The organism is Mesorhizobium sp. M4B.F.Ca.ET.058.02.1.1 (assembly GCF_003952505.1).
Taxonomy (GTDB): domain Bacteria; phylum Pseudomonadota; class Alphaproteobacteria; order Rhizobiales; family Rhizobiaceae; genus Mesorhizobium.
The window spans coordinates 5,913,865-5,939,022 of the sequence record NZ_CP034450.1; the positions used below are offsets into that span (position 1 = coordinate 5,913,865).

The following is a 25,158-nucleotide window of genomic DNA, read 5'->3' on the forward strand; positions in this document are numbered from 1 at the left end:
ATTACGGCATAGTTTGCCCGTGAAAGTCACCTCAAGCGGCCGCCAAGAGCCGGAGGGGGTGCGAGGCGTCGGCGAAAGTGCTCCCTGACGGAGATTGGAAGCATGTTTTCCCGATACTACGACCGGAATCTTTTCCGCGTCATTTCCATGGCGATTGCCTTCTTCAGCGTTCTCGCCTTCTCAACCTCCGCGCTGCGGGCCCAGGAATATACCGCTCAGGAGATCGTCGATTCCGGCCACAAGTTCTTCGGCGCGACCTCTGGCGGCCTGGCCACGGTCGTCGAGAAGATTTTTGCGTCCTACGGCCTACCGAACGGTTACCTGCTCGGCGAGGAAGGGTCCGGCGCGCTGATCGGCGGCCTGACCTATGGCGAGGGCACCCTCTACACCAAGAATGCCGGCGACCATAAGGTGTTCTGGCAAGGCCCTTCGCTCGGCTGGGACTTCGGCGGCGAGGGGTCGCGCGTCATGATGCTTGTCTACAACCTCGACGACATAGGCAATCTCTATAACCGGTTCGGCGGCGTTGCCGGCTCCGCCTATGTCGTGGCGGGCGTCGGCTTCAACGTGCTGCAGAACAACAGGGTCCTGCTCGTTCCGATCCGGACCGGCGTCGGCGCCAGGCTCGGCGTCAATCTCGGCTATCTGAAACTTACGCAGCGGCCGACCTGGAACCCGTTCTGACAAGCTCATGGCCGCGCCAATCCGACATCAGTGCTTCGGCCTGTTGCAGGTCTTGCCGCGGCATGCTCTTGCCGCGGCGCTGGATTTCCGTCATGCCAAGGTGGCAAAGTCGAGCTTTGGCGGTTGCCGCCATCCATAGCGGATAGTCACCTTGGTCCAGTCGATCCTGTTTTTCGCCCTCGGCTTTCTTTGCGCCGGCTTCCTGGCGCTGCTTGTCGCTCCGGCCATCTGGCGCCGGGCGGTCGCGCTGACGCGCCGGCGGCTCGAGGCTTCGATGCCGCTGACGCTGGCCGAAATCCAGGCAGACAAGGATCAGGTCAGGGCCGAGTTCGCGATGTCGACGCGACGGCTGGAGATGATGGTCAAGGCCCTGCAGGAAAAAGCCGCCGAGCAGTTGGTCGAGATCGGCCGCGGCCGCGAGGCGCTTAAGGGGTTGGCGGTCGAGCGGAAGGACAAGAACCAGGCGCTTTCCGACCTCGAGGCGAGGACCGGGGAACTGCACCAGCGCGAGCAGCAGTTGCACCAACTGTCCGAGAAACTGGCGCATATGGAGCGCATGCTGGAGAAGCGCGCGCTCGAGCTGGAAAAGCTGGAGCACATGTACGACGATGCCAGCTTCGCCTCGAGCAACCGCCAGATCGAGCTGGTGGCACGCGAATCCGAGCTGGACAAGCTCGCCAACGACATCGCCATGCTGCGCGCCCAGCGCAAGGAAGCGGACAGGCGCAACCAGGAGACGACGGCCGAAAGCAAGGCCGCGCGCGAGGCCCTGAAGGCGGAAAAGAAGAGAACCGGCGAACTGGACAAGAAGGTCGAGCGGCTGCTCGCCACGCTTGCCGATCGCGAGGAGAAGCTCGACCGCCGCGAGAAGGAACTGCTACGGCATCGCGAGCGGGCGAAGGGCGAGGCCGCAGGGCCTGCTGCCGCGGCGTTGACGGTCGACGTTACCGGCAACGACATCGACAAGGCGATCGCCAGGCTTGATGGCGATCGCGAGCGGCTGGAGGCGCGGCTGACGACACTGGCGCGCGAGAACAAGCGGCTCAAGACTGACCTTGCCGCCCGGGAAACATCGAAGTCCGGTGCGGGCAATGATGCACGCAACGCAAGTGCTGCCTTGCGCGACCAGATGAACGAACTGGCCGCCGAGGTCGTCAACCTGACGATGAAGCTGGATGGACCGGATTCGCCGATCGCCAAGGCGCTCGCCTCTCCGCCGCGTGAAGGCCGACCGGCGAATGGGGAACGCGTCACCAGCCTTGCCGATCGTGTGCGGGCGCTGCAAAAGGCGCATTCGCCGAACGGAAGGTAGCGCGCACCGCCACCTGCTTGCACCCAGGGCCGGGCATCACCATGTCTGATGCCATGATCCTCCGTGCGGTCGCCGCGGTTTTCCTGCTCGCTCTCTGGCTCTTTTATCCGCTGCTTTCTGCGCTGTTGGATGTCGCGACGTCGCTGTGGGGTATCACCGAAATGGCCTGCGATGCGCGATCGAGGGCAACCGGCGCTCCAGTGCCGCTGGCAGACGACATGGAGGTCTTCAGGATCGAGGCCGCCCCGAGTGAGATCGGCACGACGCGCATCGTTCCGAAACCAGATCAGTCTTCGACCACGTCTCTCATAGGCGATGTCAGCCGCGCGAAAAATGATGCAGCGCGATTGCCGATGCGGCCGCGACATTGAGGCTGTCGAAGCCTTGCGCCATAGCGATCCGCACCGTGCGCAATTGGGAGAGCAAGCCCTCGGGCAGGCCTTCGCCTTCGGTGCCGAGATAGAGCGCCAGCCGCTTCGACCTCTGCGCATCGCGGATATCTGTCTCGCCGCTTGGCGACAGCGCGAACTGGCCAAAGCCCGACTGATCGAGCAGGGCGGTGAAAGCGGCGGTGTCGTCAAAGGATGCGAAGGGGACTTTCAGCGCCGCGCCGACCGACACGCGAATGGCTTTTCGGTACAACGGATCGCAGCAGGTCGCGTCCATAAAGACCGCATCGGCGCCGAAGGCGGCGGCGTTGCGGAAGATCGCGCCCATATTGTCGTGGTTGGCAATGCCGACGAGAACGACGATAAGCGCGCCGCCGGGCAAGGTGTCGAGCAAGGCCTCGGCGGACTGCGCCGGACCCCTGCTGCCGATCGCCAATATGCCGCGATGCATGTGGAACCCGGCGATCCCGTCGATGATCTCGCTGGTGGCGATATAGACCGGAAGGTCAGCCGGAGCCTTGCGCAAGGTGGTGTCGAGGCCCGCCAGCCGATTTTCGAGGACCAGCACCGATTCGGCGGCAAAGCGGCCGGCCGAGAAGAGCACGTCGAGCACCACCTTGCCCTCGGCGACGAAACGGCCGTGACGGCCAACGAGATCGCGCTCGCGGATATCGAGATAGGCGGCGACGCGCGGGTCACCTGGATCGTCGATGCGGATAAGGTCCATGCGCTGCCCAGCCGAGGATTCAAAGTGCCGGAGCGTGGCTCGTGGGTCCGTCTGGACCCAAGCCACGCTCTGGCGATCGTCAGCGAGGTAAGGAGCGATCGGGCCTGCCGGTCAAGCCCCGGCGCGCCGCAGCCGATGGGCCATCTGGGACAGATCGCCGTCGCCGAAGATGCCGTCCAACATGCGAAGCAGCTCGCGCGCGGCGTCGGACTTGCAGGAATAGTAGATCATCTGCCGGTCGCGGCGGGTCTCGACGAGGTCAAGCCCCCGCAACTTCGCCAGATGCTGAGACAGGGCGGACTGGCTCAGCTGGACTTTTTCGGCGATGGCGCCGACCGACATTTCACCGTCGACCAGATAGCTCATGATCAACAGCCGTTTCTCATTGCCCATGAGCGTCAGAAACGTGGCTGCCGATTCGGCGTTGGCGATTAGCTTGCTCGAGATCATCGATGCCCCATGTTTTTCAGCTCATCCAGACGCTATGGGGGCAATAGCGTCTGATTCCATGAATTCACCTGTGGATGCCCGCTGCTGAATCAGCGACACACCAAAGGGTAGAACATTTCTTCCAAATCTCAAGACTTGCTTTTGATTCAAGACAATTAACTACCGCTCTTGTGAATAGCCGGCTGCGCGGCCGGCCTTTGCCATGTCGACCAGGACGGGCCGCAACTCACGCGCGGCTTTCAGGGGCTCAGGAAAGAAGACCCGGCATAGGGCATCGCCAGCCGCCAGGTCCATGCCTTCGGCATCGAAACCAGTGGCGACCCAGCCGTCTCCCTCGGCCTTGGCGAAATGGCGCGCATAGACGGCAATCGCGTCGAGATGGTTGGCATTCATGTGGTCGAGCGCCGATTGCTCGCCTTCGGCCAGTTCCTCGACGATAGGTCCGGCGATGACGAGGTCGGCGCGGTCGAGCAGGTAGGCCTTGCCGAAACCGCCATTGAGGCTGGCGCGTTCCGGTTCGAGGCGGAAAATAGAGAAGTCGCCGAGTCCGACGTAAAGCTTCGCCTTGGGGTTGCGGTTGAGGTAGCGCCGCTCGGCGCGCATATGTTCGGCCGAACCGCGCTCCAGCCGCCTTGCGCGACAGACAAGGGTTGTCCGTGGGTGCGCCAGCGGATCGCCCTTGCCGGGCTCGCCGACGAGCAACGAGCAACGCGGGTCGGCAAGCAGCGCGCCGGTGTGCGCCGACAGCATCGAGACCAGGATCAGCGGGGCGCCGTCGCTGTCGGTGGCGACGCCGACCCGGCTCGCCAGCGGCGCTGCGGTCTCAGGGTCGATCACAGCCAGGGCGCCGAAACGGGCGCCGCGGATCAGCGTCTTAGCCAGCCTGACCGCTGCGGCGTCGGTCTCGCGGATGACGTCTTTTTTCCGATCGACCAAAAGCGCTCCCCGTTAAGCTGATCTTTCTGCTCCGCTTATCATCCGATCACACCGGATTTGACAAGGGCGGCAATCTCGCTTTCAGCCATGCCGTAGCGCGCCAGAACCATCTCCGGCTTAAGATCACGATCGGTCGGCGCGGTGGCCAGCGCTGACGGCGTTTGCGAGAAGCGCGGCGCCGGGGCAGGGCGATCGAGATTGCCTGATTGCACAAAGGCGCCGCGGGCGCGACTGTGCGGATGATCCCTTGCCTCCAGCAAGGACAACACCGGGGCGACGCAGGCATCGCTTGCGGCGAAAAGCGCTTCCCAGTCGTTGCGGGTCTTTTGTTTCATCCGCGCGGCGATTTCGGCGCGCATGGCCGGCCATGTCGTCCTGTCGTATTGACCATGCGCGAAGCGCGGGTCGAGCGGGAGCAGCCTGGCGAATTCGGCGAAGAAGCGGGGCTCGAGGCAGCCGACCGCGACATGGCGCGCGTCCGCCGTCTCGTAAGTATCGTAGAAGGGCGCGCCGGAATCGAGCAGGTTCTCGCCGCGTGCGTCGCTCCAGAGGCCGGCCGCCATGAAGGCGTGTATCGGCGTTGCCAGCATGGAAGCGCCTTCAACCATGGCGGCATCGATCACCTGGCCCTTGCCGGAACGCGAGCGCTGGAACAAAGCAGCGAGCACGCCAGCAACCAACATCATGGCGCCACCGCCATAGTCGGCGACGAGGTTGAGCGGCGGGACCGGCGGGCTTCCCTGCCTGCCGATGGCGTGCAGCAGGCCGGAATAGCCGAGATAGGTGATGTCGTGGCCGGCGCGGTCCGAAAGCGGCCCGCCCTGGCCGAAGCCGGTCAGGCGGCCGTAGATCAGCGCCGGATTGCGCGCCAGCACCGTGTCAGGCCCGAGACCAAGCCGCTCCATGACGCCAGGGCGATAGCCCTCGATCAGCATGTCGGCCCTTTCGGCGAGGCCGAGCAGCAGGTCGGCGCCTTCGCCGCGCTTCAGATCGACACGCAGGATGGAGCGGCCGTGACGGTCGAGATCGTATTCGCCCGGCAGGTCCAGCAAAGGCTGACTGGGGCCGGCGCGCTCGATGCGCAAGACCTCGGCGCCCATTTCCGACAGCATCAGCCCGACCAGCGGCAATGGGCCGAGGCCAGCCATCTCGATCACCGTCAGGCCGACCAGCGGACCGGCCTTTCCGGCAGCGGGGATGCCGGTGTCCATCGGGGCTATTTGGGCGCCATGCGGATGGCGCCGTCGAGGCGGATGGTCTCGCCGTTCAGCATCTGGTTCTCGACAATATGGAGTGCAAGTGCCGCATATTCGGACGGCTCGCCGAGGCGGGACGGGAACGGTACCGCTGCGCCGAGCGAATCCTGCACCTCCTGCGGCATGCCGGCCATCATCGGCGTCCGGAAGATGCCGGGCGCGATGGTGCAGACGCGTATGCCTGAGCGAGCAAGGTCGCGGGCGACCGGCAGCGTCATGCCGACCACGCCGCCCTTGGAGGCCGAATAGGCTGCCTGGCCAATCTGGCCGTCATAAGCGGCGACTGACGCCGTGTTGACGATGACACCGCGCTCGCCGCCTTCCAGCGCATCGAGCTTGGCGGCGCGGTCGGCGACAAGGCGGATCATGTTGAAGGTACCGATCAGGTTGATCTCGATCACCTTGCGGTACTGGTCGAGCGCATGCGGACCCTCCTTGCCGATCGTCTTCATGCCGATGGCGATGCCGGCGCAATTGACGAGGATGCGCGGCTCGCCAAGCTTCTGCGCCACCTCGCCGACGGCGATAACGCCGCTGGCGTCGCTGCTGACGTCACACTGGACGGCGATGCCGCCAATATCGGCTGCCACCTTTTGCGCGCGCTCGACGCCGACATCGAGGATGGCGACGTGCGCACCCCTGGCGGCAAGCGCGCGAGCCGTCGCTTCGCCGAGGCCGGAGCCGCCGCCGGTGACGATCGAAATCTGGCCATTCGGGTTCATGCGGCGTCCTCCACGTTTTTCCCGGTCATGCTACGAAGGACGTCACGACGGCGCAACGGCAGACGGGGTCAATCGAAGCTTGACCGGGATCAATCGTGCCGATTGAGCCGTCGATCAGGCCATTGCCGGAACTTGGTCCGGCACACGCGCCTGATCCGCATGGCCGACCTCGCCCACGAATTTGGCCACGGCGCCGGGTGTGATTTCGTGGTGAAGCAGCCTGTCGAGATCGACGGGCCGCGGCATGGAAATCTGACCGCGCGGGAAGCGTTTGAAGCCGAGCGGGCCATAATAGGGCTCGTCGCCGACAAGGATCACCGCCGGCGCGCCGGCCTTGACGGCGGCTTCGAGCGCAATCGCCACGAGCCGGCGGCCGATGCCGAGGTTCTTGAAGGCGGGGCGCACAGCGAGCGGTCCGAGCATCATGGCGCGTCCGGCGCCGGCGGCCACGCGTGTCATCCGCACCGAGGCGATGACGGTATCGCCATCGACGGCGACGAAGGACATTGCACGTTCGTGCCCTCCCGCCTCGCGGATCTTGTAGGCGGCGAGCACGAAGCGGCCCGGCCCGAAGGCTTCGTCGTTGATGGCTTCGATTTCGGAGTCATGCGCCGGGGTTTCCGGCAGGTATTCGACGTCGGCAAGGCTCATGGTCTTCGCGTTCCGGTATGCGAGGAAGGGTTTGCTGCAAGCGGCAGCGTTCGCCAGTCAGCGCTTCATCAAGCGCGGGCGCCCTTTCGTCGTCGGTCGAACCGGATCGTGGCAAAGTCAAACATGCGGAGTTCCCGCTAGCAAAAATTTCCGGCCGCTGCAATCCGCACAATTTCATCGACCGTTTGGGTCGAGTGACGGTCTGTTCAGCACATCGGGCCTTCGGGATCGCGACCCTGCGCCTACATGGGCCTCAGGGCGCAATGGAGTTTTGCATGGGATTGCTGGTCGAAGGCAGGTGGCAGGATCGCTGGTACGATACGGCCGACAGCGGCGGCAGGTTCGTGCGGGCGCAGTCGCAATGGCGTGACTGGATCACGCGCGACGGGGCGCCTGCCGAAGGCCGTTCGCGCGGCTTCAAGGCCGAGCCCGGCCGCTACCATCTTTATGTCTCGCTGGCGTGTCCGTGGGCGCACCGGACACTGATCTTCCGGGTGCTGAAGAAGTTGGAAGATGTCATTTCGGTATCGGTGGTGCATCATTTGATGGGCGCGCACGGCTGGACTTTCCTGCCGCAGGATGGCGCCACCGGCGACACGCTGTACGGCCTCGATTTCCTGCACCAGATCTACAGCAAGGCCGACCCGGCCTATTCGGGCCGGGTGACGGTGCCGGTGCTGTGGGACAAGAAGGAAGAAACGATCGTCTCCAACGAATCTTCCGAGATCATTCGCATGCTCAATTCGGCCTTCGACGAATGGGGAGACATGGGGCTCGATTTATATCCCGAGGCGCTGCGCGCGGAGATCGATCGCGTCAACGCTGTGGTCTATCCGGCCATCAACAACGGCGTCTATCGCGCCGGCTTCGCCACCACGCAAGCCGCCTATGAGGAGGCGTTCGAAGAGTTGTTTTCTGTGCTCGACCAGATGGAGACGCGACTGTCAAAGCAGCGCTATCTCGCAGGCGACCGCATCACCGAGGCGGACTGGCGGTTGTTCACCACGCTGGTGCGGTTCGACCCGGTCTATGTCGGGCACTTCAGGTGCAATCTGCGCCGCATCGCCGACTATCCGAACCTGTCGAACTATCTGCGCGACCTCTATCAGGTGCCAAGCGTTTCGGGCACGGTCAACCTGCATCACATCAAGGCGCATTACTACGGCAGCCACAGAATGATCAATCCGACGGGCATCGTGCCGGTCGGGCCGGAAATCGACTACGCAGCGCCGCACGACCGGGCGCGGTTTGGGAAAGCTGCCTAGGCTTACCAGTAGGGCGAGATCTCAGCCTTCGTGAAAATCTCGGCGATCCGCCGCAGCGTTGCAGGCGTCGTCGCTTCCGGCAAGCGGTCAAGCGGGAAGAAGCCGGCCTCGGCGATTTCATGGTCGGGCAGTTTTCGCGTCGTCTGGCTGAAATTCTCGATCAGATAGAAACCGACATGATCGCGCCTGCTGGAGCGGCGGTTGAAATGCACCGACTTCAGCTCTGGCGGCGCCGTCATGCTGATGTTGCCCTCCTCGGCAAGCTCGCGCGCCAGCGCCTCCAGAAGTGTTTCGCCGACCTCGACGCCGCCGCCCGGCAACTGCCAGCCGGGCACATAGGTGTGTCGGATCAGGAAGATGCTATTGGCGGTGCGGTCGTGAACCAGTCCGCGCACGCCGAGCGTCATCGGCCGCCTGAGCAGGAAAGACAGATGGAACAACCTTGCCCTGAGACCCGGCCAGCCGGTCTGACGCATGGCCGCTTCCGGATCGAGCGGCGCCGTCATCCGCGGAACCGCGATTCGACGCAAAACCATGAGTGGAAAGCAGGCACCGGCTCGCTTATGAAAGAGCAATGTTCAGGCTCGCGCATATTTCCGATGTCCATCTGGGGCCGCTTCCCGGTGTAACCTATCGCGAACTCGCCTCCAAGCGCGTGGTCGGCTATGTCAACTGGCAGCGCAATCGCCGCCGCCACATGCATGATGCGGTCATCGACAGCATCGTCGCAGATCTCAAAGCCAGCCAACCGGACCATCTCGCCGTCACCGGCGATCTGGTCAATCTGGCGCTCGACGGCGAGATCGAGATGGCCAGGCACTGGCTGGAGACGCTGGGCTCGCCCGATGACGTGTCGGTCGTCCCCGGAAACCACGATGCCTATGTACCGGGCGCCTTCGACAAGGTCTGCCGATCATGGGCGGCCTGGATGACAGGCGACGGCGTCAGCGGGCCGGTCGACCGCAACGCCTTTCCCTATCTGCGCGTGCGCGGCAATGTCGCGCTGATTGGCGTCTCGACGGCGCGCGCCACCGCTCCTTTCATGGCCAACGGCTTTTTCAGGGCAGCCCAGGCGCGACGACTCGGCAAAATCCTGGACGCAACGGCCGGCAGCGGTCTGTTTCGGGTGATCATGATCCATCATCCGCCGGTGCGCGGGGCGGTTTCCCAATACAAGCGGCTATTCGGCATCGAGCTCTTCCAGCGGACTGCAAACCGGCATGGCGCCGAGCTCGTTCTGCACGGTCATTCGCATGACCCGACGCTGTTCTTCATCGGCCGGCGCGGCCAAAAGATCCCTGTCGTCGGCGTCGCAGCGGCCGGGCAGGGGCTCGGTGGCAGGCACCAGGCGGCGCAATACAACCTCATCGATATCGACGGCGAAAGAGGCGACTGGCAGGTCCGTTTGACGCGGCGCGGTCTGACCGGCCCGGCGATGCCGCCTTCGGACCTGCAGGTGCTTGAACTGGTGGCCGATGCCGAGGCACCTCGCCAACTGGTCAGAAGCTGACCTTGATGGCCGCGAGGCGATCCCAGAACAGCACCAGCGACACGGCAAGCCCAACAAGCGCGCCGGCGGCGATCAGACCCAAACCGGAGAGGACGGCTGACCAGGCCTTGCCGCGCCGGGTCGCCCGCAAGGGCGGTTCGGCTTCTCTCACCGATGCCCGATGCATGCCGGGAACGGGATGCTCGACCCCGCCTTCCATCATCCTCTGGCGCTCGATCACACGTTCGGCCACATAGCGCGTCACAGAATCGGCGACGACCTTCATGTCGCTCGATTCGGCGAGCACCACGCGCCCGATGCGCGTGTCCCTGAGGAAGCGATAGGTGCGGCGGTCGCGTCCCATGGCGACGTGGCAGACGGCATCGATCCACAGGCGCGGCTGCAGGCCGGACGAGACCGCGAAGTCGAAATTGTCCATGTCGGTGGGCACCTCGGCAAAGACAGGGGCGAGCTCAGCGGCAAGCAGATCCAGTCGCATACGGTGCGCCTCGCGCATGTCGACGACGACATCGTCGCGATCAGCGAAAGCGTTCTTCACGTCGCGAATGGCATCGGACAGCTTGCGCGACGCCTCGATCGGGGTGGGTTTCTCGCCTGCGTCCTTCATCGGCGGCTGCCTCGTGTTGGTTAACAGCGGGTTAACACAGTCGCCGACAAAATGCACTGGTGAGATGGTGGATCAGCTATACCGCCCGGTCACGCGCGGACGAGCGTCGACGGCGCCGACTCATGTTACGACGCACGGCGGAAGCGACCAGATCGGATGCTTCCTCGACCAGCATATGGCCGGCTTCCAGAACATGATGCAGGTGAAAATGCGCCGGCAAGTCGTCTGCCTGGGCAACCGGCAGCATGGCGTCGTCCGTGCCCCAGACCACCATCACCGGCATGGCGAGCGTGCCCAACTGTTCGCGCGGAATGGCGCCTTGCCGATCATCCCTGGTCATGACGGCGGCGATCTCGACAAGCTTCTGCACCTGACCGGGGCGTTCGCGCATCTCGGCAAGCGTATCCACGATGTCTTCCGGCGGCTGTTCCCCTGGTCCGGACATGGCGGCCAAACAGGTACGAACCTCGTTTCTGCCGGCCGCCGCCGCATAGCGGCGCAATAGCGGCCCGTTGATCTCCGGTCCGAAACCGCCCGGCGCCAGAAGCGTCAGCGAGGCTACCCTTTCGGGCTCGCTCAACGCCAACAGGGTCGCGACCGCGCCACCCATCGAATGGCCGACGAGATGCACTTTCTTCCTTCCGCGTGTCGCCAGGTCGGCGAGAATGGCCTTGGCGGCGGAGCGCGCCGATGTGCCGGGGACACTGAGAGAATGCCCGTGGCCGGGAAGGTCGTAGGCAATCGTCCGCATTCCGGGAGATAGCGTCGAGATCACCTGGCGCCAGACATCATGGCACCCGCCAAAACCGTGCAGGAAAACGACAACCTTCGAGCCGGCGCCCCGTTCGGCGGCATAAACGGAAGAATCCATGAAAGTTTATGAGTTTTCCAAGCCCCAGCGACCGAACAGGCGCCCCCGTAGTCAAATTGTGGCTCGATTGCTCTTTGTCTAGAGCAACGGCCAGTAAATTTTTTGCGATCAGCCGCGCCGTTCTAGTACAATTCAGCTGGCGCTACCAAGGCCTGCTGCATGCAAAGCTTGGACCAACCTGTCGGTGAGATCGGCGGGGTATTTGCGGTCGACGAAGGTCGCGCGCGGATCGGCGGCGAATTTCGGGAATTTGGCGACGAGTTCATCGGTCAACTGGCCGGCCAACTGGCCGCGGCCGGCAATCTTGGCGCCGATCAGGCGCGCGGCCAGATAATGAGACTTGGTGGCCGTGGTGCGCAACGATTCACTGGCAATGGCGGCCTGCCTCGCATCCCCCAGCATGAACGCGCCGACAAACAGGCCGTAGTCCCACCATGTCGGGTGGCCACTGAAGGTCTCGACGGCGTGTGCAATGATAGGGGTGCCTTCGCTGTACTTGCCGGCGAAGATCAGCCCATAGCCGTAGGCTGCGGCCATACCGAGATCGTAGGGATTGAGCTCGTGCGCCTTGCGCATCCAGCGGATCGCTTCGTCCGTATTGCCGAGGCGCGAATTGAGATAGCCATAGGCGCGATGCGCATAGGGGCTGGTCGGCCCGATCTGCACGGCACGATGGGCAAACGACATCGCCTGTTCGATCGTCGCGCCGGAAGGATAGGCGTAGTGATCGGTGACGGCCTCGAGATGCAGGGACGCGAGTTCGGAATAGACAAGCGACGATTTCGCACCTTGGTTGGCCAGTTTCTCGAGGCAGCGATAGGCAGCCTCGTGCGTCGCTGCGCTTTGATCGAGATAGTATCTGTCGTTGAGCACCAGGCACTGCGTCAGGCCAGTGCCGATGCCGCTTTGCTCGATATAGCCGTAGATCGGTCCGGAGGCCGGAATGGTCGAGGTCAATATGTTGGCGATGCTGTCCTCGACCGCGTCGGGCGCACTGTCCTCGGCCGTCAGGTTGCGTGACAGGAGCACCCGGCCGGTGGCGACATTCTGCAGTTCGATCGTGACATCGCTTGGCGCGGGTCCAGGCAAGATGTCGAATACAAAGCTGGTGGCGTCGGCGGCCGGATCATGCGTGCCGTCAGCGTCGCGCCCGATGAAGTCTATCGTGTCGAAACCGGCAAGGCCGGTGCGCAGCGAGGCAGCCACGCGCGCCGCCTCGGGACCGCTCGCCTTTGTGGCGATGTAGATCAAAGGCAAGGTCTCCACCGGTGAAGACGCGATGCTACCTGTCGCCGCTGTTTCGACCACCGAGGCCGCATCCCCGCCGCCGAGCAAGGCATCGCCGCCCTGGCGAAGGATGAGCACGCCCAGCATGGCGATGACGACAGCGATCGCGCCCCAGAAGAACCTCAGGTGGCGGGTCAGCGACGGGCCATGAGCCTGAGAAGCGGGCGGCGACATCGGCGGCGCGGACTGTGCGGGAGCGGGCTCCTCTGGCAAGCCGGGCGCCACGATGGCACGCGCCACGCCCGCCGCCGGCTCCTCGCCGACAGGCAGGCGAATTGCGTTCAGCTCATAGGATGGAACATAGCCGCCGCGCGGGATGGCGATACGCACCGGTTCGGCAACGCCTTCATTGGCGAAATATTGCTGCAGGAGCTCGCGCAGCCTGCCCGCCTGGACCCGGACCACGGCATCGGTCGACGGATCGAAATCGCCGTCCCTGCCGAAGACATCCATGGCGATGGAGAAGCCCTTGAGCCGGTCGGCTTCGCCGGCCTGCTCGCGCTCGACCAGGTAGCGGAGCAGCTTTCGGGCACGCTCCGAGCGTCCGAATGTTTCGCTGGCGAGCAGTCGCTCAAGTGTCTCGCGCACTGCGGGGGCGGCAGGCGGGGCATGCTGCAAGTGTCGATCCTCTCGAAGTCGGCACAGGTTAGGGCGCGATCATATAGCGATGGCACTGCCGCACAAGCATAGTTGTGTTATGCGATCGCGTAAGCCACCGGATAATTGCCCATGGTTAACGCGCGAAAGCCGGTATCGCAATGCGTGCGGAGCGCCGCGGACGTGCGGCGCTCCGGGTAAGCATTGATCAGCCGGCGTTGCGGCCGACGATGCGGTTGGCGGCCGAAACCACCGCTTCCAGCGAGGCGGCGACGATGTTGGTATTGATGCCGGCGCCGAACAGCTTGCCGCCGGGATACTCCATCTCGACATAGGAGATGGCGGAGGCATTCGAGCCGCGCTGTAGCGAATGTTCGGAATAGTCGAGCACCGACATCGCGACGCCAACATGCCGCGACAGCGCATCGACGAAACCATCGATCGGGCCGGTGCCGGTGCCGGTGATGGTCATTTCCTTACCCTTGTCGAGGATCACCGCCTCGATCACGCGGCGGCCCTTCACCTCGGTGTCGGGATAGGTGTGGTGATCGATGAATTCCAGCCGGGCGCTGGGCTGGTCGACATAGGTCTCGAGGAAGCGCTCATGGATCCGCTTGGCGGGCACCTCCTTGCCTTCGGCGTCGGTGATTGCCTGGATAGCCTGGCTGAACTCGATCTGCAGGTTGCGCGGCAGATTGAGGCCGTAGTCGGCCTGCAGCACATAGGCGATGCCGCCTTTGCCGGACTGCGAGTTGATGCGGATGATCGCCTCGTAGGTGCGGCCGACGTCGGCCGGATCGATCGGCAGGTAGGGCACTTCCCAGAGCGGCGTGTTGGCCTTCTTCAGCGCCTTCATGCCCTTGTTGATGGCGTCCTGGTGCGAGCCGGAGAAGGCGGTGTAGACCAGTTCACCGACGTATGGGTGGCGTTCCGGGATTTTCAGCTGGTTCGAATATTCATACACGTCCTTCATCCGGTTGATGTCGGAACAATCCAGCTCGGGATCGACGCCTTGCGTGTACATGTTGAGCGCCAGCGTGACGATGTCGACATTGCCGGTGCGCTCACCATTGCCAAACAGCGTGCCCTCGACGCGGTCGGCGCCGGCCATCAGGCCGAGCTCGGTGGTGGCAATGCCGGTGCCGCGGTCATTGTGCGGGTGCAGCGAGATGATCAGGTTCTCGCGGTTGTCGAGGTTGCGGCACATCCACTCGATGCGGTCGGCATAGATGTTGGGCGTCGACATCTCGACCGTCGACGGCAGGTTTATGATCAGCTTGTTGTCGGCCGTCGGCTTCACGATCTCGGTCACGGCATTGCAGATCTCCAGAGCCACCTCGAGCTCGGTGCCGGTGAAGCTCTCCGGCGAATATTCGAAGCGATAGCCGCCGCCCGCCTTGGCAGCCATGTCGGTGATCATCTTGGCGGCGTCAGTGGCGATGCGCTTGATGCCGGCGACGTCCTTCTCGAAGACGACGCGGCGCTGCAATTCGCTGGTCGAGTTGTAGAAATGCACGATCGGGTTGGTTGCGCCCTTCAGCGCCTCGAAGGTGCGGGTAATCAATTCGGGACGGCACTGCACCAGCACCTGCAGCGAGACATCGGCCGGCACGTTGCCTTCCTCGATGCACCAGCGGGCGAAATCGAAATCGGTTTGCGAGGCCGAGGGGAAACCGATCTCGATCTCCTTGAAGCCCATGTCGAGCAGCAGCGCGAACATGCGCGCCTTGCGCTCGTGGCCCATCGGGTCGATCAGCGCCTGGTTGCCGTCGCGCAGGTCGACCGAGCACCAGATCGGCGCCTTGTCGATGACCTTTGACGGCCAGGTGCGATCGGTGAGGCCGACGGTCGGGTAGGGCTGGTATTTGCGAGCGGCGTCCGACATGCCCTTCTCGGCATGGTCAGCCTGAATGTCTTCTCGTGCGTTCATCGTCATCTCTCCCGGCGGCTCGCGGATCCGCCTTCAGACGGATTGGTGCCGAGCGGCGCCTTTACCAAAGTTTCGTTCGCTTGATGTGACTTGCCAACTGGCCAAGGAGCGTGCGCGTAAGCGGCGATTTCGACCGCCGGGCGCTCCTTCAGCGAACCCGGCGATCGCCGATAAGGCCGAGAAGAAGCAGGGTGGAAGCAAGCGCGCGCACGGTCTCGCCGGCAAAGCCGGTCGGACGGGAAGCGGCGGAGGAGGCGCGCGTGTTCATGGCGGTTCTCATACAGGAGCGGCATTCGAGAGGCAAGTGCCGGCGCGGCCAGGCTCTTCCCCACGTCCGGCAAATGCGCCAAACTCGCCGACGAGGCAGCGACGCCTGGGGAGGCCCATCCATGAATTTTGTGTACTTCTCGCCGCATTTTCCGGCCAACGGCGCCGACTTCTGCGATCGGCTGAAGAAGGCCGGCGCCACCGTGCTAGGCATCGGCGATGCGCCTTATGAGGCGCTGAGCGGAAAACTGAAGGCGGCGCTGTCGGAATATTACCGCGTCGCCGACATGGAGGACTACGAGCCGGTATTCCGGGCGATGGGCCATTTCATCCACAAATGGGGGCGCATCGACCGTTTCGAGTCGCTCAACGAGCATTGGCTGGAGCTGGAAGCCAACATCCGCACCGACTTCAACGTCTTCGGCACCAAGCTCGATTTCGTTAAGAACCTGAAGCGCAAGAGCCGCATGCGCGCCTTCTTCCGCAAGAGCGGCGTCGAGACCATTCCGCAGCGCAAATGCTCCGATCGGGCGGGCGCCATGACCTTCATCCGCCGCGTCGGCTATCCGGTGGTGGTGAAGCCTGATTCCGGCTCGGGCGCCTCGAACACGTTCAAGATCTCCAATGCGAAGGAGCTCGACCAGTTCTTCCGGGACAAGCCGGAGGGCGTGACCTTCGTCATGGAGCAATTCATCGAGGGGCTGGTGGTGACGTTCGACGGTCTGGTCAACCGCGACGGCGAGGTGGTGCTGGCGGCGAGCCACCGCTACGACCAGAGCGTCATGGAGGTGGTCAACCGCGACCGCCACATGAGCTACACCTGCTTTCCCGAAATCAGCCCGGCGGTGGAAGAGGCGGGCCGCAAGATTCTCAAGGCGTTCGACGTGCGCGAGCGGTTCTTCCACATCGAGCTGTTCGAGACCAAGGACAAGCGCGTCATCGCGCTCGAGGTCAACATGCGCCCGCCCGGAGCCTGGATGACGGATGCCATCAACTACACGTTCGACATCGACGTCTACGCGGCATGGGCCGACATGGTGGTCAAGGACGCCGCCGGCGGACCCTACGAAGGCAAGTATTTCACCGCCTATGCCAGCCGCAAACGCCACCTCCACTATTTGCACAGCCATGCGGACGTGCTAGCCGCCCACGGCGACAAGATTGTCCACCACCAGGCCATCGAAGAGGTTTTCAGCCGCGCCATGGGGAATTACGCCTATCAGATGCGCTCGAGGGACCAGAAGGCGCTGCGCCAGGCGGTCGACTACATCCACGCGGAAAAGGCCTGAGCGATGGATGTCTCCTATCACAAGGGGTTTGCCCGCAATCTCGGCCGCGACATGGAGTACAAGCGCTACGGCCATGCCGGCCGGCCGGTGGTGGTGTTCCCGACCTCGCAAGGGCGCTTCTACCAGTTCGAGGATTCCGGCGGGGTGGGGGCGCTGGCCGACTTCATCGATACCGGCCGCATCCAGTTGTTCACGCTCGACGGCATCGATTCCGAATCCTTCTTCGACAAGCATGGCGATCCTGCGCAGCGCATCGCGCGCCATGAAGCCTATTTCCGCTATGTGCGCGAGGAAGCACTGCCGGAACTGCAGTCGATTGCCGCCAAGGCCAATGGCGGGCGCAATCTGAAGCCGCTGTTCTCGGGCTGTTCGATGGGCGGCTATCATTCGTCGAACTTCGTCTTCCGCTTTCCGGAGCTGGCCAGCGGCGTCATTGCGCTGTCCGGCGTCTATTCGACCCGCGATTTCTTTGGCCGGACGCTCGAGGGCAGCATCTTCTTCAACTCGCCGCTCGACTACCTGCCTGGCATCGTCGACCAGAAGCTGCTCGGACGGTTGAGGGCGCTGAGGCTGATCTTCTGTTGCGGGCAGGGCGCCTGGGAAGAGCGCATGCTGGTGGAAACGCGCGAGTTGGAACAGGTGTTGCGCGACAAGTCGATTCCGGCGTGGGTCGACTATTGGGGCGGCGACGTCAGCCATGACTGGCCATGGTGGCACAAGCAACTGGTGTATTTCTTCGGCCGCTGGCTGGACGAGGATCTGATGAAGCGGCTGGATTGAACCGCAACCGACCCGGTCCGCGGTTTTGCGAAGCTTGCCGATGCCGGCGGCACAAGGCCCTTTCCAGACAGGTTCGGGCGCTTTGCCCTATTCCTTGATGCTTCTCGCCACCAGCCGCGCCACGCTCGGACCGACGAGCAGCACCACGAGGAAGCGGGCTGACTGCAGCGCCATGACGAAGGAGATGTCGACGTTCTGCGCCGCCGCGGCGATGATGGCGACGCTGTCCATGCCGCCGGGGCTCGTCGCCAGATAGGCGGTGAGCGGATCGATGCCGAGCACGCGACTGATGACGAATGCCATGCCGCCGCAAAAGGCGATCAGCGCCACGATCGAGGCGATGATCTGCGGCAATGCGCGGGTCGCGTGGCGCAGGATCGGCCGGGTGAAGTTCAGGCCGATCGACCAGCCGATCAGGGCGTAGCTGACGGCCAGCAGCCATTGCGGCAATTGCATCTCCACGCCGAAGCCGAGATGGACAATGGTGCCGAAGATGAAGGTGCCGAGGAAGAACGGCGACGGCAGCCGGCAAAGCCGGCCGAGCAGGGCGCCGACAAGCGCCACAGCGAGCATCGCGGCAAAGGCCATCCATTCGATCGGCGGAAACCAGACGATGGCCGGGGGTTCGACGCCCGAAGTGTCGACCCACATGCGGGCGATCAAGGCGGCGGTCATCGAGACGAAGATGACGCGCAGATACTGCATGAAGGCGACGAGCCGCTGGTCGGCGCCAAAGGCGCCCGCCATCAGCACCATGGCGGTGGCCGCTCCCGGCGACGAGCCCCAGACGGCTGTGGTGCCGGGCAATATGCGCCAGCGGCTGATCAGCCAGCCAAGCAGGCTGGAGGCGGCGACGGTCGCAATGACGGCGCCGAGGAAAAGCGGCCATTCCTTGTAGAAGACGGGGAATATGTCGGCGGAGATGGAAGCGGCAACGAGGCAGCCGACGACGGCTTGCGCCGAGCCGAACAGGGGGCGGGGCACGCGCACCGTGGCGCCGTTGGTTCCGGCGAGGATCGCCGCCAGCATCGGTCCGATCAGCAGCGCCGCCGGCAGAGCGGCGGCTTCCAGCGCGCTGGCGAACAGCAGCGAGAACGCCAGCAGCACCAGCCATTGCCGCGGCGGACGGAGTCGCGCCATGCGATCAACGGGTGGTTGTTCTGGCGAGGAGTCCATATCCGGCTCTTAGACCGGGCGGGGACAAATGCGAACCCATTTCCCGCGCAAAAGTCCTGATTTGCGTTGCTCCAGCGTCAGCCTGTGTTGCCGGCGGGCAGGCCGAAGCCGCCGACCGGATGGGTCTCGACCTGGAATTCGAAGCCGGCGATGAAGGGGCGCGCCTTGGCGATCGCCGCCTGCACTTCGGGCAATTGCAATGACGTCTTGTGGCTCGCCTGATCGGTCCATACTTCGGTGACCCAGATGGCGTCGGCGTCGGCCGGGTCGGTGGCAATGATGTAGCTCAGGCAGCCGGGGAGCGCGACGGTGCTCTCGCGCAACACGTCCATGACCGCGTCGCGCTGGCCGCGCGCCGCCCGCATCTTGCCGATCAGTCCGTACATTCCTTGTATCTCCCTCCGGTTGCGCGACAAGAGTATGCAGTCGGCGCCTCACGGCATCAACTGGCCGCCATTCACCTCGATCACCTGGCCGGTGATGTAGCCGCTCATGAGGTCGGATGACAGGAACAGATAGGCGCCGACGCAATCCTCGGCGGTGCCGGCGCGGCCCTGCGGAATGCTAGCGACCATGCCCTTGATCTGCTCCTCGGTCGAATAGCGCTCGTGAAAGGGTGTCAGGATGGTGCCGGGGGCCACGGCGTTGACGCGGATGCCGAAGCCGATCAACTCCTTGGCCATGCCGCGCGTCACGTTGGAGACGAAGGCCTTGGCCGAGCCATAGAGGCCGGCGCCGCCGCCGGCGCCGTTGCGGGCAGCGATCGAGGAGGTGTTGACGATGAAGCCGCCCTGGCGCTTCAGCCACGGTATCGCCTTGCGCGAGGCGGTCAGCACGGATCGCGCATTAAGGTCCATCACCGCGTCGTAATGCGCCTCGGTCTGGTCGGCATAGGCAACCCGGCCGAGCATGCCGCCGGCATTGTTGACGAGACCGTCGAGGCGGCCGAAATGCTCGGCGCTTTCCTCGACGACACGCTCAACGTCGGTGGGCTTTGAGAAGTCGCCCTGGGTCAAGAAGACCTCGCCGCCGCTGTCGCGAATGGTTCGGCCGAGCTTTTCGGCGGCCTCACGGCTTGAGTTGTAGTGCAGTGCGACGCGGCATTTCTGCGCGGCATAGGCGCGGGCAAGCGACGCGCCGATCCCGGTCGACGCGCCGGTGACGAGCACCGCCCTGCCGGCGAGGTCGGGAATGACAAGTGTCGTCATGCTGGTTGGTCTCCGAAATCCCGCGTCTTTCGTAGGCTATCGGCGGCCTCGCGTTCAAGCCTTCCCGCCGTCAGGGCCGGAGATAGATGTAGCCCTGGCGCTGCAATTCGGCGAGCTTGACGACGCCGCCCTTGTCGGCGACCTGGAAGCCGGCGAGCAGGTCGGCAAGCGTGATGTCCATGCCATGCATGGTGTTGCCGCAGGCTTGCGGAACCAGCCCCTTCTGGACCAGCCCGGCAAACCGGCTGGACGTAGCGCCGGATGCGGCCTTGGTCTTAAAGGCCGCAAGGGCCGGGCCATGCACGACAAGCACGATGTCGACATTGCCGCCGGTGCCTTCGTAATGGTTCTTGATGTTGCCGAGGACGAAATTGGCCTTGTCGACGTCGCTGAGGTGATAGGCGACCTTCAGCCTTTCCTCCTCCGCGGCAGCCGCCTTGACCTGGCGCAGTCCGAAAAGGCCGGCGGCCCCGGCAAGACCGGCACGGAAAATATCTCGGCGCAGCATCGCTCTTCCTCCACCAGCCGGGCACTATGGTCCTGCGTGGCCCCGGCCTCGCTAACTATTTGTTTCTACGCAATTCCCTATGGAAAACCGTTACACGCTTTTCCCGGAACTGCTCCTAGACTAGCATGAATCGCAGTCACGTCCTGTCGATGGGAGGAGGGTCACATGACGTCGAGGATAGCGGTGGGCGCGGCGCTTGGCGCTGCATTGTTCGTTGTCGGCGCGGCTCTTGCCGATGACACTCCCAAGCTGACGGAACTCAGCCCCAACGGCGCCGATGCCTGTTTCGGACGCGTCTACGACGCGGCGCACCTCAAGGCGCATCCAAAGCAGAAAGTGGCGCGCATCTTCTTCTACTATGGCCACGATCCGGTCAGCCGGCCGAACGAGGAGCCGAGCACGATTGGCGGCGCCGCCTATGATGGCTTTCTCACCACCACGGTGCGCGGCACCAAGAAGCCGGAATGGGCAGCTGGCTGGTGCAATCGTCAATCCGAGGACGGCAAGAGCGGCCCGATCCATTGCGGCATGGAATGCGACCGCACGCTCGCTTCACTCAAGGTCGACGACAAAGGCCGGCTGATCGTCTCCAACGTACAGCCCGATGTCTATCTCGACGCCGGCGCGGAGGAGGAACTCGGCGCGGCGCAGTACAACAAGCAGGCGCTGGGCAGCGAGGACGACAATTTCCGCCTCGACCCGATGCCGGCCGCCACCTGCAAGGCGGAATTCGCGCGCATCGATCCGATCGATCCGGCGCTCGGGGCGCCGCTGCGCGAGCGGCTGAAGCCCGACCAGGCGTTCTGCTATGGCCGCGACTACGACGCCGCGCATCTGAAGTCGCACCCCGACCAGGTGACGCAGTCGATCCGGGTTTTCCGCGGGCCGGTCGAACTAGCCTCCTACGCTTCAGGCGGCGATGTGGCCAACTGGCCGGACGGCGCCGACATCGCCATTTCGGTGACGACCAGGCAGAAGTCGGGCAAGGTCACGCAGACCTATTTATGCCAGGGCGAGGCCGACCAGTGGCGCTGCGCGGCAAGCTCGAAGATCAGCGATTTTGCCTGCGACGTCTCGCAGAAGGAGATTTTCCTGAAACGCGGCGCCAACGGCACGATGATGCTGGCCAACCCCAACAGCGCGCTCGCCATCGTCGATCTCTGCTCGAAGGCGGCGGATGGCAAGACGACGTCGGACGACAAGGTCTATCGGCTGAATCCGATGCCGCAGGCGGCCTGCGCACCTTAGGTCCATCGATATTCAGGTGAGGCCGGCCTGCGAACGGCAACTTCCTGCGCTTCCGGTGCTCACGTACTTCAAGTACGCTCCGCTCCGGTTCTCGGAAGTCACCGTTCTCGACTCGGCCTGACCTGAATCTCGACAGACCTTCGCAGTGTAAGCTTGGGGCGAAATTAGGCGAACGGCACCGCCGTGGTGCCCTTGGGCAGCTTCGCCTCATCGTCAGGCTCGACATGGATGGTGACGCGCACCGAGGGGATTTCGGCCTTCAGCGCGTCCTCGATGCGGTCGCAGATGACATGACTGTCGCCCACCGTCATACCGGCGTCGACGACCATGTGAAATTCGATGAAAGTGGCGCGGCCGGCGATGCGCGTCTTGAGGTCGTGCACCTCCAGCGCTCCCTTCGAATTGGCCGAGATGATGTCGCGGATGCGCATATGCTCCTGCGTATCCACGGCACGGTCCATGAGGCCGCTCAACGATTCTCCAGTAAGCTTCCAGCCCTGGTAGAGGATGTTGAGCGCCACGAGCAGCGCAAGCAGCGGGTCGAGAATCCGCCACCCAGTCATCACCGCGGCAACAAGGCCGACGATGACGCCGACCGAGGTCAGCACGTCGGTCATGATGTGCTGACCGTCGGCGACCAATGCCGGCGATCGTTCGGCGCGGCCGTTGCGGATCAGCACCAAGGCCCATGCGGCGTTGACCACAGCAGCGCCGCCGTTGATCATCAAGCCCTCCCAGGGCTGTTCGATCAGTGCCGGGTTCTGCAGCGACTGCCACACCTTGGCTATGATCAGCATCGCCGCCACGACGATCAGCACGCCCTCGAGCACCGCCGAAAAATATTCGGCCTTGTGATGACCGAAAGGATGGTCGCTGTCGGCTGGTTTGTGGCTGATGCGGATGGCCCAGAGAGCGGCGGTCGCCGTGATGACGTTGACGATCGATTCCAGCGCGTCGGAATAGAGGGCGACCGAGCCGGTCATCTGCCAGGCGACAAACTTCAACCCCATCACCAGGAAGGCGATGACGATCGACCAGAAGGCAAGGCTGGCGACCTTGCGCTTGGCTGCGGCTTTTGCCGCGGCCGCCGTCATGTCTTCCGTTGCGGCCATCGCTGCTAGGCTGCCTTTTCCTTGGCCTTGCGCGGCAGATGCGCAACGATGTTCTCGATGATGCGCATGCCGGCATTGTGGCCGAGCGTCATGATCGATTCCGGATGGAACTGCACGGCGGCGATCGGCTCCTTGCGGTGCTCGAAGGCCATGATGACGCCGTCCTCGGTCTCGGCGGTGACCAGGAAATCGTCGGGGAGGCGCACCGGATCGGCGAAGATCGAGTGGTAGCGGCCGACGGTCACTTCCTTGGGCAGGCCGGAGAAGATGACGCCGGGCTTGGAGACGCGGATGCGCGACGGCTTGCCGTGCATCGGTATATGCAACTGCCGGAGCTCGCCGCCATAGGCTTCAGCCAGCGCCTGCAGGCCGAGGCAGACGCCGAAGATCGGCAGGTCGCGGGCTCTTGCCTTCTTGATCGTGGCGGCGCAATCAAAGTCCTTCGGCGTGCCAGGGCCAGGCGAGAGCACGACGAGGTCCGGCTTCAGCCGCTCGAAAACCTCCTCCGGCACGGGCGTGCGCACGGTGGAAACATTGGCGCCGGTCTGGCGGAAGTAATTGGCGAGCGTGTGGACGAAGGAGTCCTCGTGGTCGACCAGGAGGATGTTGATGCCGTCGCCGACGCGCGCGGCGGTGCGTTCGGCGCCAACGGCATTGCCGGTCTTGGCGTCGCGGATGGCGGATAGCATGGCGGATGCCTTCAGTTCGGTTTCGGCTTCTTCTTCCTCGGGAACGCTGTCGAAGAGCAGCGTGGCGCCTGCGCGTACCTCGGCGATGCCGTCCTTGATGCGGATGGTGCGCAGCGTCAGCCCGGTGTTCATGTCGCCGTTGAAGTTGACCATGCCGATCGCCCCGCCATACCAGGCGCGCGGGCTCTTCTCGTTCTGCTCGATGAAGCGCATGGCCCAGAGCTTCGGCGCGCCGGTGACGGTGACCGCCCAGGCATGCGACAGGAAGGCGTCGAAGGCATCCATGCCTTCGCGCAGCCGCCCCTCGATATGGTCGACGGTGTGGATCAGGCGCGAATACATCTCGATCTGGCGGCGGCCGATGACACGCACCGAGCCCGGATCGCAGACGCGCGATTTGTCGTTGCGGTCAACGTCCGAGCACATGGTGAGCTCGGATTCGTCCTTCTTGGAGTTGAGCAGCTTCAGGATCTGCTCGGAGTCCGAAATGGCGTCGTCGCCGCGTTTGATCGTGCCCGAGATCGGGCAGGTCTCGACGCGCCGGCCGTTGACGCGCACGAACATCTCCGGCGAGGCGCCGATCAAATACTCGCCTTCGCCGAGGTTGATGAAGAAGGAATAGGGCGAGGGGTTGATCGCCTTCAGCTTGCGCGAAATCTCGGAAGGCTCGGTTTCGCAGCGCTCGTAGAACATCTGGCCGGGCACGACCTCGAACAGGTCGCCGCGCTTGAAGCTGTCCATCGCCCGGCGCACCAGGTTGGCGTATTCGCCGGGCTCGTGGTCGCCGCGCGGCGGGATGCGGTCGGCGGTCCTGAACGGCTCGACGGCGGCGTCGCGCGGCAACCCCTCCGTCGAGAAACCCTTGCCGGAATAGTCATAGCGGTCGGTCCAGGCCTTGGTCGAATAGTGGTCGACGACCAAGATCTCGTCAGGCAGGAACAGCACCAGATCGCGCTGGCTCTCTCTGCGCTCGAGCTTGTAGTCGACCGGGTCGAACTGGAAGGCGAGATCGTAGCCGAAGGCGCCGTAGAGGCCTAGATTGGCGTCTTCCTCGGTCTTGAACAAAGCGGTAATGGCGCGCAGCACGGTGAATACCGAAGGTACGCGGCTGCGCTCTTCCTCGGTGAAGACGCGGCCTGGCTTGGCAACCTCGAGGCGGATGAGCCTTGGCGACGTTTCGGCGATGGAGACCTCGGCAAGACCGTCCAGCGCCTTGGCGATCACCGGCAAAAGCACTTCGCCGCGTCCGTTCAGCGCCTCGATGCGCATGGCGCGTCCGCGCGCGGAAATCACCAGCGGCGGATCAATGATGGCGGTGTCCCAGCGCGTGTAGCGGCCCGGATACTCGTAATTCGAGGAAAACACCGCGCCGCGCCGGGAATTCAGCCCGTCGACATAGGCGTCGATGGCGCCTTCATAGGGCTGCTCCTGGCGGTCGCGGGTGATCGCCACGCCACCCGCTGTGACGAAGCGCTCGGCCCCGTTGTCCAGAACTCTTGTCGTCATTGCCGTCTCCATCAGCGTCTTGCTATTTCAGCTTCTTGGGGCAACGGACCCGGGGATGGCTTCAAAAAACAAATGGCCGCCCGGACATTCCGTTGCGGCCACCCTCTCTTTTCACGCGCACGCGTTCGAACAGGCCGCTGTCAGCGAGCCCACCACCAAATGGTCTTGTTCGAGCGCATGT

General features: G+C 64.0%; 25 protein-coding genes. 8 read left to right on the top strand and 17 right to left on the bottom strand.

Annotation, left to right across the window (positions count from 1 at the left end; genetic code table 11):
* Positions 1-102 precede the first annotated feature (102 nt).
* The 3 genes from EJ073_RS28820 (at position 103) to EJ073_RS28830 (ending at position 2,367) form a co-directional block, all read left to right on the top strand.
* Positions 103-684: a DUF1134 domain-containing protein gene (locus EJ073_RS28820; protein WP_126058596.1), complete on the top strand. Its 582-nt coding sequence runs from the start codon at positions 103-105 to the stop codon at positions 682-684.
* 151 nt (positions 685-835) lie between these two features.
* Positions 836-1,996, top strand: a complete 1,161-nt coding sequence (locus tag EJ073_RS28825; protein WP_126058597.1) for a hypothetical protein — start codon at positions 836-838, stop codon at positions 1,994-1,996.
* Positions 1,997-2,037: 41 nt separating this feature from the next.
* Positions 2,038-2,367: a hypothetical protein gene (locus EJ073_RS28830; RefSeq protein WP_126058598.1), complete on the top strand. Its 330-nt coding sequence runs from the start codon at positions 2,038-2,040 to the stop codon at positions 2,365-2,367.
* On the opposite strand, the gene EJ073_RS28835 is transcribed toward EJ073_RS28830, so the two are convergent.
* The 6 genes from EJ073_RS28835 to EJ073_RS28860 all read right to left on the bottom strand — a co-directional run bounded on the left by EJ073_RS28835 (position 2,315) and on the right by EJ073_RS28860 (position 7,127).
* Complete coding sequence (locus tag EJ073_RS28835; protein WP_126058599.1) at positions 2,315-3,112, bottom strand: RNA methyltransferase; 798 nt, start codon at positions 3,110-3,112, stop codon at positions 2,315-2,317. The genes EJ073_RS28830 and EJ073_RS28835 overlap by 53 nt on opposite strands.
* A 111-nt stretch (positions 3,113-3,223) precedes the next feature.
* The gene (locus tag EJ073_RS28840; RefSeq protein ID WP_126058600.1) at positions 3,224-3,562 is read right to left on the bottom strand and encodes a metalloregulator ArsR/SmtB family transcription factor; all 339 of its coding nucleotides are present in this window, start codon (positions 3,560-3,562) and stop codon (positions 3,224-3,226) included.
* Positions 3,563-3,721: 159 nt separating this feature from the next.
* Positions 3,722-4,498 (bottom strand): HugZ family protein, encoded by a 777-nt coding sequence (locus tag EJ073_RS28845; protein ID WP_126058601.1) that lies wholly within the window; start codon positions 4,496-4,498, stop codon positions 3,722-3,724.
* 38 nt (positions 4,499-4,536) lie between these two features.
* Positions 4,537-5,709 (bottom strand): CaiB/BaiF CoA-transferase family protein, encoded by a 1,173-nt coding sequence (locus tag EJ073_RS28850; protein WP_126058602.1) that lies wholly within the window; start codon positions 5,707-5,709, stop codon positions 4,537-4,539.
* A gap of 5 nt (positions 5,710-5,714) precedes the next feature.
* On the bottom strand, positions 5,715-6,476 hold the full coding sequence (locus EJ073_RS28855) for a 3-hydroxyacyl-CoA dehydrogenase (RefSeq protein WP_126058603.1): 762 nt from the start codon (positions 6,474-6,476) through the stop codon (positions 5,715-5,717).
* Positions 6,477-6,590: 114 nt separating this feature from the next.
* Complete coding sequence (locus EJ073_RS28860; RefSeq protein ID WP_126058604.1) at positions 6,591-7,127, bottom strand: N-acetyltransferase; 537 nt, start codon at positions 7,125-7,127, stop codon at positions 6,591-6,593.
* 275 nt (positions 7,128-7,402) lie between these two features.
* Here EJ073_RS28860 and EJ073_RS28865 point away from each other — a divergent pair, with 275 nt between their 5' ends.
* The gene (locus EJ073_RS28865) at positions 7,403-8,392 is read left to right on the top strand and encodes a glutathione S-transferase family protein (protein WP_126058605.1); all 990 of its coding nucleotides are present in this window, start codon (positions 7,403-7,405) and stop codon (positions 8,390-8,392) included.
* 2 nt (positions 8,393-8,394) lie between these two features.
* Here the strand turns inward: EJ073_RS28865 and EJ073_RS28870 are convergent, their stop codons facing one another.
* Positions 8,395-8,898, bottom strand: coding sequence for an NUDIX domain-containing protein (locus tag EJ073_RS28870; protein ID WP_126058606.1), 504 nt, complete (start codon positions 8,896-8,898; stop codon positions 8,395-8,397).
* Between the two features lie 68 nt (positions 8,899-8,966).
* On the opposite strand from EJ073_RS28870, the gene EJ073_RS28875 reads away from it, so the two are divergent.
* Entirely contained in the window at positions 8,967-9,902 is a 936-nt protein-coding gene (locus EJ073_RS28875) for a metallophosphoesterase (protein ID WP_126058607.1), read from the top strand.
* Here the strand turns inward: EJ073_RS28875 and EJ073_RS28880 are convergent.
* The 4 genes from EJ073_RS28880 to leuA all read right to left on the bottom strand — a co-directional run bounded on the left by EJ073_RS28880 (position 9,892) and on the right by leuA (position 15,194).
* Complete coding sequence (locus EJ073_RS28880) at positions 9,892-10,509, bottom strand: hypothetical protein (RefSeq protein ID WP_126058608.1); 618 nt, start codon at positions 10,507-10,509, stop codon at positions 9,892-9,894. The genes EJ073_RS28875 and EJ073_RS28880 overlap by 11 nt on opposite strands.
* 76 nt (positions 10,510-10,585) lie before the next feature.
* Positions 10,586-11,380 (bottom strand): alpha/beta fold hydrolase, encoded by a 795-nt coding sequence (locus EJ073_RS28885; RefSeq protein ID WP_126058609.1) that lies wholly within the window; start codon positions 11,378-11,380, stop codon positions 10,586-10,588.
* Positions 11,381-11,512: 132 nt separating this feature from the next.
* Positions 11,513-13,285, bottom strand: coding sequence for a hypothetical protein (locus tag EJ073_RS28890; RefSeq protein WP_126058610.1), 1,773 nt, complete (start codon positions 13,283-13,285; stop codon positions 11,513-11,515).
* A gap of 187 nt (positions 13,286-13,472) precedes the next feature.
* Positions 13,473-15,194, bottom strand: coding sequence for a 2-isopropylmalate synthase (gene leuA / locus EJ073_RS28895; RefSeq protein WP_126058611.1), 1,722 nt, complete (start codon positions 15,192-15,194; stop codon positions 13,473-13,475).
* Between the two features lie 389 nt (positions 15,195-15,583).
* Here leuA and EJ073_RS28905 point away from each other — a divergent pair, with 389 nt between their 5' ends.
* Together EJ073_RS28905 and EJ073_RS28910 are read left to right on the top strand one after the other, a co-directional pair.
* A complete protein-coding gene (locus EJ073_RS28905; protein WP_126058613.1) occupies positions 15,584-16,750 on the top strand; it encodes an ATP-grasp domain-containing protein in 1,167 nt (388 codons plus the stop codon).
* 3 nt (positions 16,751-16,753) lie between these two features.
* A complete protein-coding gene (locus EJ073_RS28910) occupies positions 16,754-17,530 on the top strand; it encodes an alpha/beta hydrolase-fold protein (protein WP_126058614.1) in 777 nt (258 codons plus the stop codon).
* An 87-nt stretch (positions 17,531-17,617) separates the two neighbouring features.
* Here the strand turns inward: EJ073_RS28910 and EJ073_RS28915 are convergent, their stop codons facing one another.
* From EJ073_RS28915 to EJ073_RS28930, 4 genes are all read right to left on the bottom strand, one after another.
* A complete protein-coding gene (locus EJ073_RS28915) occupies positions 17,618-18,706 on the bottom strand; it encodes an AbrB family transcriptional regulator (RefSeq protein ID WP_126058615.1) in 1,089 nt (362 codons plus the stop codon).
* A 77-nt stretch (positions 18,707-18,783) separates the two neighbouring features.
* Positions 18,784-19,092: a putative quinol monooxygenase gene (locus EJ073_RS28920; RefSeq protein ID WP_126058616.1), complete on the bottom strand. Its 309-nt coding sequence runs from the start codon at positions 19,090-19,092 to the stop codon at positions 18,784-18,786.
* 48 nt (positions 19,093-19,140) lie between these two features.
* Positions 19,141-19,914, bottom strand: coding sequence for an SDR family oxidoreductase (locus EJ073_RS28925; protein ID WP_126058617.1), 774 nt, complete (start codon positions 19,912-19,914; stop codon positions 19,141-19,143).
* A 70-nt stretch (positions 19,915-19,984) separates the two neighbouring features.
* On the bottom strand, positions 19,985-20,422 hold the full coding sequence (locus EJ073_RS28930; protein WP_126058618.1) for a DsrE family protein: 438 nt from the start codon (positions 20,420-20,422) through the stop codon (positions 19,985-19,987).
* A gap of 165 nt (positions 20,423-20,587) precedes the next feature.
* Between EJ073_RS28930 and EJ073_RS28935 the strand changes: the two genes are divergently transcribed.
* Positions 20,588-21,670, top strand: coding sequence for a hypothetical protein (locus EJ073_RS28935; protein WP_126058619.1), 1,083 nt, complete (start codon positions 20,588-20,590; stop codon positions 21,668-21,670).
* A gap of 164 nt (positions 21,671-21,834) precedes the next feature.
* Here the strand turns inward: EJ073_RS28935 and EJ073_RS28940 are convergent, their stop codons facing one another.
* Together EJ073_RS28940 and EJ073_RS28945 are read right to left on the bottom strand one after the other, a co-directional pair.
* A complete protein-coding gene (locus EJ073_RS28940; RefSeq protein WP_126058620.1) occupies positions 21,835-22,782 on the bottom strand; it encodes a cation diffusion facilitator family transporter in 948 nt (315 codons plus the stop codon).
* A gap of 5 nt (positions 22,783-22,787) precedes the next feature.
* Positions 22,788-24,977: an anthranilate synthase gene (locus EJ073_RS28945; RefSeq protein ID WP_126058621.1), complete on the bottom strand. Its 2,190-nt coding sequence runs from the start codon at positions 24,975-24,977 to the stop codon at positions 22,788-22,790.
* Positions 24,978-25,158 lie beyond the last annotated feature (181 nt).